Consider the following 290-nt stretch of genomic DNA (forward strand, 5'->3'; position numbering starts at 1 on the left):
CCTGTTCCCATGCCGAACACAGAAGTTAAGCTCTTTAGCGCCGATGGTAGTTGGGCTTACGTTCCGCGAGAGTAGGACGTTGCCGGGCAAAATTCAATTTTTGACCCTAGGGTCTTTTTTTCTTGAATAAATTCTTGAAAAAGTTGAATTAGTTATTGACACAAGGTTTTAATAAGAGTATAATTAATTCTTGTGATACAAAATGAACATTGAAAACTGAATGACAATATGTCAACGTTAATTCCAATAATTGAGTACTGAAAGTACTTCAAAGAGTGATTGGCTTAACC

At 36.2% G+C, this 290-nt stretch carries 1 rRNA gene; it reads left to right on the plus strand.

Going from position 1 to position 290, the window contains the following annotated elements:
• Positions 1-88 (plus strand): 5S ribosomal RNA (gene rrf / locus LQ688_RS13960); the annotation flags it as partial.
• Between the last annotated feature and the right edge of the window lie 202 nt (positions 89-290).

This window comes from Mammaliicoccus sp. J-M40 (assembly GCF_022386395.1).
In the GTDB taxonomy this organism is placed as follows: Bacteria; Bacillota; Bacilli; order Staphylococcales; family Staphylococcaceae; genus Mammaliicoccus; species Mammaliicoccus lentus.